The sequence below is a fragment of the Nocardia sp. NPDC055165 genome (genome assembly GCF_053606985.1).
Genome location: NZ_JBSGSS010000008.1, coordinates 357,065 through 365,423, shown reverse-complemented (window position 1 = coordinate 365,423; position 8,359 = coordinate 357,065). Strand labels below are relative to the sequence as shown.

Genomic DNA, 8,359 nt, shown 5'->3' with positions numbered 1-8,359 from the left:
GACAGGCCCGGCAGTGTCGCGGACGCCATCCGCTCCGAGCCATCGCGACAGCGAGCGGCCCGCCTCGGGTAGGTGCCACCGAGGCGGGCCGCTCGTCTTCCGTTGAGTGCGCGCCGATTCGATCAGCGGCCGTGGTCGACCTGATCGAACGGCAATCCTCGATCGGCGGCGGCTTCGCGGGGCATCCCGAGGACCCGCTCGCTGATCTGGTTGCGGGCCATCTCGGTGCTGCCGCCCGCCAGGCTCCACGCCTGGCGCATCAGGTAATCCTGTCCGGCTTGGCCGCTCGCGGCATCGTCGGCGTCGAAGCCGGTAGCGGCGGCGGCGCCGGCGATCCGAACCGCCATGTCCGCTTGCAGCCACGAATTCCGGGCGCTGAACAGCCGGACCATCGATCCGGCCGCGGGCACGAACTCACCCGCCGCGATACCGCGGGTGATGTGGCCGATCAGCTGATCGTGCACCATGTTCAGCGCCCGCGCCTCACCGAGATCCTCCCTGACCCGCGGGTCATCCAATTGCCCGGTCCGCCTGGCTGATTCGATGAGGCCGGAGATGTCGCGCCCACTGTGGGTCTGGATGCCGCTGGAGTAGGGCGACGCGCCCCCGACGGCGCTGCGCTCATGGAACAACTGCCGGTTCGTGGTTTCCCAGCCGCCGTCGACCTCGCCGAGCACCGCCTCCGCGGGCAGCACGACATCGTCGAAGAACTCCTGGCAGAACTCCCGAGACCCGTCGACCTGGGTGATGCGCTGGATGGTGACACCGGGCGCGCGCACCGGAACCAGGAACATGGTGAGCCCGGCATGTTTGGGCACCGACCAATCGGTGCGGGCCAGGCACAGCCCGTAGTCGGCGGCGTACGCGCCCGAGCTCCAGATCTTGGCGCCGTTGAGCACCCAGGAATCGCCGCGGCGCTCGGCGCGGGTGGTGAGCCCGGCCAGGTCCGAACCACCGCGCGGTTCGGACAGGAACTGCACGAGCAATTCCTCACCGCGCAGCACCGCCGAGAGGTGGGTGCGCTTCTGTTCCTCGGTGCCCTTGTCCAGAATTGTCGGCGCGCAGACGGTCAGGGTCGGGATGTTGAGCGCCAGCGGCATCTCGTAGGCGCGCGACTCCTCGCTGAACACGCGCTGGTGCTCGGGTGTCAGGCCCAGCCCGCCGTACTCCTTCGGAAAGCAGATGCCGGCGAAGCCGCCGTCGTAGAGGATGCGTTGCAGCTGTTTGGCGCGCTGCCAGGATTCCTCGGACTTGCTGGTTTCCCCGTGCTGATTGGGCGGTGCGGGCTCGAGGTTGTCCGACAGCCAACGTCGGGCGCGGAGGCGGAATTCGTCGACGGGCTCCAGCTCGGCGGTGCTCGGTTCGGTCATGCGACCTTCCTGTCCAGGAGATCGGTGAGGCGACGGCGATGTTCCTCCGGCGTCCCGTACAGCGCGCGCCCGAGGGTGACCCGCCGCAGATACAGATGCATATCGTGTTCCCACGTCACCCCGATGCCGCCGTGGATCTGCACGCAGTCCTGGAGCAGGCCGGGGACGACGGCCCCGATATAGGACTTCGCGACGCTGACCGCCTCGGCGGTTCTGGTCGGGTCGCCGTGGAACGCGTTGGCCGCGGCCCAGGCGGTGGCACGGCAGGCCTCGAGCGAGGTCTTGTGTTCGGCCGCACGATGTTTGAGCGCCTGATAGGACGCCAGCTGCCGGCCGAAGGTGTAGCGGTCGAACATCCACCGCACGGTGAGTTCGAAGGCGTGCTCGGCCGCGCCGGTCGACTCCGCGGCGGTGAGCGCCGCGGCGACCTGCACCTGGGTCTCCAGCGCGGCGGCGGTCTCGCCGGGATAGCGCTGAACGACGGCGTCCTCGCCGACCACGACATCGACCAAGGAGACTTTCGCGGTGCGGCGAACGAGGTCGAGAGTCCAGGTCGGGGTGACGGTGACGCCCGGTGCGTCCGCGGCGATCAGCACCTGGACCGGCCCCTGGGGACCGCGCGCGGAAACCAGCAGCACGTCCGCTTGATCGCCGCACTCCACCCGATCCTTGACGCCGGAGATCCGGAAACCGGTGCCCTCTGGCACCGCGACGGTATCCACCGCCGCAGGCCCCAACCCGTGTCCGGGCTCGTAATGGGCCCAGGCGGCGATGGTTTCGCCACTGAGCACCGCGGCGAGCAGGTCCGCGAAGCGGTTCTGCTCCCTGACCAGCGAGGTCAGCACGGCACTGGTGGTGATGAGCGGGCCGGGCGCGCAGGCCCGCCCGAACTCCGTCGCGACCAGGGCGAGATCGGCCATCGGCACCGCCGAGACCGATCCGCCGCCGAGCCGCTCCGGGACCAGCGGTGCGGTCCAGCCGAGTTCGGCGCCCTGGCGCCACCATGCGCGGTCGAACCCGACGCCGGAGGCGGCGAGGCCGCGCACGACGTCGAGCGGAACGGACTTGGCGAGGAATTCGCGCGTGGTCGAGCGGAACAGCCGCTGGTCGTCGGAGAGCTCGAAGTCCATCAGAGTGATTCCCAGACAGTCACTTTCATGGCTGCCGGGTCGATGGCCGGGCTGAGCGTGAAACGCCCGTCGGCGGAGCGAACCTTGATCTCCTTCAGTACCGCACCGGCATCGCCGTCGATGAGGTAGTCGGCCTGATAGGTGAATTCCGGGGCCTGCCCGCCGACCGGTTGGGCACGGAATCGGGTGCACGACTCGACGCCGGGGATCGACAGCATGTCGGGAATGTGCACCTCGGTGTACCAGGTGTTGTATTCCTCGTCCATGCCCGCGCGGGGACTGGAGAAAACGATCAAATGCATGGCAATGCCCTTCGGTTGTTCGAGTGCTCAGCTGATGTGCTGGGCGGCATAGCGTTCGGCCCATTCCGCACGCGGCCGAATGGTCAGGTCGACATCGAGGGCGTTGTTCCGCAACGCCGCGACCGTCGCCTGTTCGCGGGGGATGTGGGTGAAGGGATCCCAGTTGAGGAATCGGCAGGCGTTGCGCCAGGTGATCTGATGGATGTCGCTGTCGTCGGCGCCGGCGCTGTTGAGTTCTTCCAGCACGAATTCCGGCGCATCGGGGAACAGCGAGTCCGAGTGCGGGTAGTCGCATTCCCACGCGATGATGTCGATCCCGATCTCGTGTCGCATCTTGAGCGAGTTGCGGTCGGTGACATAGCAGGCCATCACGTGCTCGCGGAACACGTCGCTCGGCATCCGGCCGCCGAAGTCGCGGCGCAGCCACTTCTGATTGGTGTAGTGGCGGTCGGAGCGGTCGAGGTAGAACGGAATCCACCCGATCCCACCCTCGGACAGGGCGACCTTGAGGCCGGGATAGGTGCGCAGCGCCGGTCCCCACAGCAGGTCCTGGATGGCGATCTGCGACACCGTCGGCGCCAGGCACATGAGATTGTCGATCGGCGCGTTCGGCGCCAGGCGAAGCGCCCCGAAACCCTGCCCGATGTGCAGGTTCATCACGAGTCCGGTATCGGCGAGCGCCGCCCACACCGGACCCCAGTACTCGCCGTCGTGGTAGGAGGGCAGCCCGTCGATGTGCGGCAGTTCCGGCATCGTCACGCCACGGAACCCCTTGGCCGCGACCCGGTTGATCTCGGCGACGGCCAACGCGGGATCCCACAGCGGCAGAATCGCGTTCGGGATGAACCGGCCGGGGTAGGCGGCGCACCACTCGTCGATGTGCCAGTTGTTGTAGGCCGAGATCACCGCGATGGTGATCTCGTCCTTGAACTGGCTCAGATGCCCGGCGCTGAATCCGGCGAAGGTCGGAAAGCACATCGAGGACAGGATGCCGTTGGCATTCATGTCCGCCACCCGGCTGTGGATGTCGTAGACCCCCGGTCGCATCTCGGCGTAGCGGGCCGGATTCTTGTCCCACTCTTCCTTCGGCCACCCCACTACCGCGTTCAAACCGGTGACGCCCACCGGTTTACCCCGATAGACCCACTGATCGACGCCCTGGTCGTTGGTGATCAGTTTCGGGATGTACTCGGCGTGCTTGCTGGGCGTGTGCCGGGCGAACATATCGGCCGGCTCGACCACATGGTCGTCGATGCTGACCAGGATCATGTCAGAGAAGTTCATGGAGGATTCCTCGAAGTCAGGCGAATTCGGTTAACGCAGTTGGTCTTTCATGACCTTGCCGGTGGCGTTGAGCGGTAGCTCGTCGAGGAACCGCACGGATCGGGGAGCCTTGTAGCCGGCCATTCGGTCGCGGGCCCACGACACCAGTTCCGCCTCCGATACCGGGCCCTTCGCAACCACGAAGGCGCGGCCGACCTGCCCGAGTCGTTCATCGGGCACACCGACGACAGCGACCTGGGCCACGGCGGGGTGCTCGAGCAGAAACGCCTCGACCTCGGCCGGATAGGCATTGAAGCCGCCGACGATGTACATGTCCTTCTTGCGACCGTTGATCCGCAGGCGACCGTCCAGGTCGAGGCTGCCGAGATCGCCAGTGTGCAGCCATCCGTCGGCGTCGATGACCGCCGTCGTCGCGTCCGGATCGTCGAAGTAGCCCTGCATGACGGAGTAACCGCGCACCAGCACCTCGTCGTCCTCGGCGATGCGCACTTCCACACCCTCACACGGGGTTCCGACGGTGGTCGCGACCTGCTCGAAGGTATCGCCGGGCCGCGACGCTGTCGCGGTTCCGGCTTCGGTGAGCCCGTAGCCGGTCATGATCGACTGGAACGGCAGTTCGGTCTTGACCCGCCGGATCAGTTCGACCGGGATGTCGGCGGCCCCGGTGACCGCGGCCCGCAGCGACGACAGATCCCGGGTCGCGGGCGCGTCGAGCAGGGCGTGATACAGGGTGGGTGGGCCGGGCAGCATCGTCACCCGTTCCCGTTCGACGAGCTCGAGCACCTGTTCGACGTCGAACACCGGTACCGGCAGCATCGTGGCGCCGCGGATGAGCGAGCTGATCAACCCCGCCTTGTAGCCGAAGGTGTGGAAGAACGGGTTGACCATCAGGTAGCGGTCGCCCTCGCGCAGATCGGCCAGATCGCACCATTCCGCGTACAGCCGCAGGGTCTGTCGGTGATTCATCATCACGCCCTTGGGGCGACCGGTGGTGCCCGAGGTATAGATGATGTCGGCGATGTCGGTGCCGTTGACCGCCCGTTCGAAAGGCTCGCCGTCGGCGAGGAAATCCGATTTCAGGTCGATCACCGGCACGCCCTGCGGGCCGGTGTAGTCCGTCCCGAGGAAGCCCTGTTGCACCAACAGCAGCTTGGCGCCGCTGCGCCGCACGACGTCGGCGGCTTCCTCGGCCTTGAACCGGGTGTTGATCGGGACCAGCACGCCGCCCGCGGTGACCAGACCGAACGCGGCGATGATCCACTCGGCCGAGTTGGGCGCCCAGATCGCCGCCCGATCGCCGCGCTCGATGCCCGCCGCCGCGAAAGCGCCCGCGGCCTTGCGCACCCGGTGGGCGAGATCGATGAAGCTCAACCGCTGTGGCCCGTCGACGATCGCTTCGGCAGTGCCGAAGCGATCGGCGGCGCTCAGGACCATCTGCGGGATGGTCTGCCAGGTCATACCTTCAGCAGCCTCGCGAGATTGCCGCCCATGATCTTGGCCTGATGCTCCAGGCTCAGATCCTTGATCTCGTGGATGTAGCGTGCCGGTTCGGCCAGGCCCTCCGGGTGCGGGTAGTCCGAACCGAACAGGACGTTGTCCACCCCGAGCAGGTCGGCGATCCCGCCGAGGTCCTCCTCCCAGAACGGGCTGACGAAGATGCTGCGCTTGACCGCCTCGACCGGATCCTGATGGCCGAAGCCCTCCGGCGCCTTCTTGGCGACGTCGGCGAGGTTCTCCAGCAGCGGCGCCAGCCACGACGCGCCGTTCTCGATGACCGCGACCTTGAGTTCGGGGAAGCGGAACAGCGCGCCGTGGCACACCCACGAGGCCACCGCGTCCTGGATCGGACGCCATTCGGTGGTCATCCGGAAGGTGTTGGTCTGGAACGGCAGCATCTCCAGGCTGGAGCCCTCCCACTCGGCGTTGTGCCGCGAGTAGCCGCTGTCGGAGGAGTGCATGGTGACGAGGATGTCGTGCTCGACCACCCGCTTCCAGAACGGGTCGAACTCCGGCAGCGCGAACGAGCGAAGCCCGCGCAGACCGGGGACCGGGGCCGGGCGCACCAGAATCGCCTTGGCGCCGTGCTCGACGCACCAGTCGAGCTCCTCGATCGCCTTCTCGACGATCGGCAAGCTCACCACGGGAACGGTGAAGATGCGGTCCTTGTAGACGAAATTGCCGTCTTCGCCCCAGGTTTCGAGCAGCCACCGGTTCAGCGAATGGATCACCGCGTGGATCAGGTCGGGATGGTGGCGCATCCGTTCCTCGACGAGGCTGGCCAGCGTGGGGAACATCAGCGAGCGGTTGAGCTGCAGCTCGTTCATGAGCTCCAGGCGCGCGCCCGGCTCGCGGAACGCCGGGATCGACTTCATCGACTTGCCGAAGATCTCCCGGCGGCTCTTACCCTCCGGGTTGCCGTTCTTGAAGTAGTCCTCCATGGCGCCGGGACGGGCGACGACCTCGAAGGTGGGGTTGGGAATGTATTCGCTGATCTGGCCGAGGACCGCGATCTTGGTGCGCCCGTTGACCTCGACGTACTTGATGGTCCCCTCGTACTCGGCAGGGAGGAACTTGGTCAGCGCCTCCTTGGTTTCGTAGAGGTGATTGTCCGCGTCGAACAACTGATACGGCAGATCCAGCTGCGTCATGAGAGCCTCCTTGTTGGTTAGTGAGAATCATATTCTCACAAGATGCGCATGGCAATATTCAGTCGCTACATTTGCGTCCAGACGGCCTTGGTCTGCAGGTAGGCCTCCAGGCCCGCCTTGCCGGACTCGTAGCCCCAGCCCGACTGCTTGTATCCACCGAAGGGCATGGAGTGGTCGAAGACCATCTGGCAGTTCAGCGAGATGGTTCCGGCCTGCAGTTGTTTGGCCAGTCGGTGGCCACGGCCGATGTCCTTGGTCCAGACGGTGGCGGCCAGACCGTAGGAGCTGTCATTGGCCATCGCGACGACCTCCTCTTCGGTGTCGAAGGGCAGGACCGTGACGATCGGGCCGAAGATCTCCTCGCGGTAGAGGCGGCTGGTGGCGGGGTCGACATTGGTGGCCACGGTGGGGTGCACGAAGTACCCGGTTCGATCGAGACGCTGACCGCCGGCCACGAACTCGATGCCCTCGGATTTGCCCTGATCGACATACCCCAGCACCCGGGTGAGCTGCTTGGCGCTGATCAGCGGGCCGGCCATGGTGCCCTCTTCCCTGGGCCCACCCATCTTCATGTTGTCGGCCAGGTTCGCGATGCCCGCCACGACCTTGTCGTAGGAGCCGCGTTGCACGAAGACGCGCGAACCGCACACACACGCCTGACCCGAATGCACGAAGGCGCCGAAGCCGGCCATCATGATCGCCATATCGAGATCGGCGTCGTCGAAGATCAGCACCGGCGATTTGCCGCCGAGTTCGAGGGTGATCTTGTTGAGGTTGCTCGCCGCCGAGGCCGCCACGATCGCCCTGCCGACCTCGGTGGAGCCGGTGAAGGCGACCTTGTCCACGTCAGGGTGTGCGGTGATCGCCGCGCCGGTGGTGTGTCCGTAGCCGTTGACCAGATTGACCACGCCCTCCGGTACGCCGGCCTGGGCCAGGAGCCGGTCGAGTACCAGCGCCGAAAGCGGAGTCTCCTCGGCGGGTTTCACCACGCTGCTGCATCCGGCCGCGAGGGAGGGGGCGACCTTGGCGCAGTAGTTGAAGACCGGCCCGTTCCACGGGAAGATCAGCCCCACGACATCGTAGGGCTCCTTGAGGGTGTAGCCGTGCTGCCGCGATTCCACGCCGGTGAGCCCGCCGGCGTTCACGTCGTGGGCGATGCCGTCGATCTTCGTGCACCAACCGGCGTAGTAGCGGAACCATTCCGAGCCGATGCCGACGGTGAGCGCGGCCTGGTTCTGTGGGATTCCGGCGTTGGCCGATTCGAGGTCGGCCAGCAGTTCGGTGTTCTCGTCGATCAGATCCGCGACGCGCCAGAGGATCTTGGCTTTCTCGCTGCCCGCCAGGTTCTTCCAGATGCCGGATTTCGACGCCGCTTTCGCCCGTGCGACGGCCTCGTCGACAGCTTCGGAGCCGCCGTCGGTGAATTCGGTGAGCTGTTCCTCGGTGACGGGATCGACGACGGGGATCGCGTCTCCGGTGCCCGGTCGGTTGCGGATCTCGTCCAGCACAGTCTGCACGGTCATGGCGTAACTCCTCGCATGTCAGCGGTGACTCGAGCGCAACGGATTCGGTACGCGGAATGCACCGTCGTCGCAAGGTTAGGCGCATAACCATCGAGGTGTCCA

The 8,359-nt window shown here is 66.5% G+C and carries 7 protein-coding genes; all 7 read right to left on the bottom strand.

What is annotated here, in order from left to right; translation table 11 throughout:
* Positions 1 to 122 precede the first annotated feature (122 nt).
* Positions 123 to 1,370 (bottom strand): acyl-CoA dehydrogenase family protein, encoded by a 1,248-nt coding sequence (locus ACWFRF_RS19435; protein WP_452451346.1) that lies wholly within the window; start codon positions 1,368 to 1,370, stop codon positions 123 to 125.
* Complete coding sequence (locus ACWFRF_RS19430; protein ID WP_452451344.1) at positions 1,367 to 2,500, bottom strand: acyl-CoA dehydrogenase family protein; 1,134 nt, start codon at positions 2,498 to 2,500, stop codon at positions 1,367 to 1,369. The genes ACWFRF_RS19435 and ACWFRF_RS19430 overlap by 4 nt, the downstream gene beginning before the upstream one ends.
* Positions 2,500 to 2,802 carry a hypothetical protein gene (locus ACWFRF_RS19425; protein ID WP_378990195.1) on the bottom strand — a complete coding sequence of 101 codons (303 nt, stop codon included), beginning with the start codon at positions 2,800 to 2,802 and terminating at the stop codon, positions 2,500 to 2,502. The genes ACWFRF_RS19430 and ACWFRF_RS19425 overlap by 1 nt, the downstream gene beginning before the upstream one ends.
* Positions 2,803 to 2,829: 27 nt before the next feature.
* Entirely contained in the window at positions 2,830 to 4,086 is a 1,257-nt protein-coding gene (locus tag ACWFRF_RS19420) for an amidohydrolase family protein (RefSeq protein WP_449961907.1), read from the bottom strand.
* Positions 4,087 to 4,116: 30 nt separating this feature from the next.
* Positions 4,117 to 5,544, bottom strand: a complete 1,428-nt coding sequence (locus ACWFRF_RS19415; protein ID WP_452451342.1) for a FadD3 family acyl-CoA ligase — start codon at positions 5,542 to 5,544, stop codon at positions 4,117 to 4,119.
* On the bottom strand, positions 5,541 to 6,734 hold the full coding sequence (locus tag ACWFRF_RS19410) for an amidohydrolase family protein (protein ID WP_449961913.1): 1,194 nt from the start codon (positions 6,732 to 6,734) through the stop codon (positions 5,541 to 5,543). The genes ACWFRF_RS19415 and ACWFRF_RS19410 overlap by 4 nt, the downstream gene beginning before the upstream one ends.
* 65 nt (positions 6,735 to 6,799) lie before the next feature.
* Positions 6,800 to 8,257 (bottom strand): aldehyde dehydrogenase family protein, encoded by a 1,458-nt coding sequence (locus ACWFRF_RS19405; RefSeq protein WP_452451340.1) that lies wholly within the window; start codon positions 8,255 to 8,257, stop codon positions 6,800 to 6,802.
* Positions 8,258 to 8,359 lie beyond the last annotated feature (102 nt).

What these genes read in the sequence shown, in the direction of transcription:
- ACWFRF_RS19420 (WP_449961907.1), bottom strand. Translation starts at nt 4,086, where the DNA reads ATGAACTTCTCTGACATGATCCTGGTCAGCATCGACGACCATGTGGTC.
- ACWFRF_RS19430 (WP_452451344.1), bottom strand. Translation starts at nt 2,500, where the DNA reads ATGGACTTCGAGCTCTCCGACGACCAGCGGCTGTTCCGCTCGACCACG.
- ACWFRF_RS19410 (WP_449961913.1), bottom strand. Translation starts at nt 6,734, where the DNA reads ATGACGCAGCTGGATCTGCCGTATCAGTTGTTCGACGCGGACAATCAC.
- ACWFRF_RS19435 (WP_452451346.1), bottom strand. Translation starts at nt 1,370, where the DNA reads ATGACCGAACCGAGCACCGCCGAGCTGGAGCCCGTCGACGAATTCCGC.
- ACWFRF_RS19415 (WP_452451342.1), bottom strand. Translation starts at nt 5,544, where the DNA reads ATGACCTGGCAGACCATCCCGCAGATGGTCCTGAGCGCCGCCGATCGC.
- ACWFRF_RS19405 (WP_452451340.1), bottom strand. Translation starts at nt 8,257, where the DNA reads ATGACCGTGCAGACTGTGCTGGACGAGATCCGCAACCGACCGGGCACC.
- ACWFRF_RS19425 (WP_378990195.1), bottom strand. Translation starts at nt 2,802, where the DNA reads ATGCATTTGATCGTTTTCTCCAGTCCCCGCGCGGGCATGGACGAGGAA.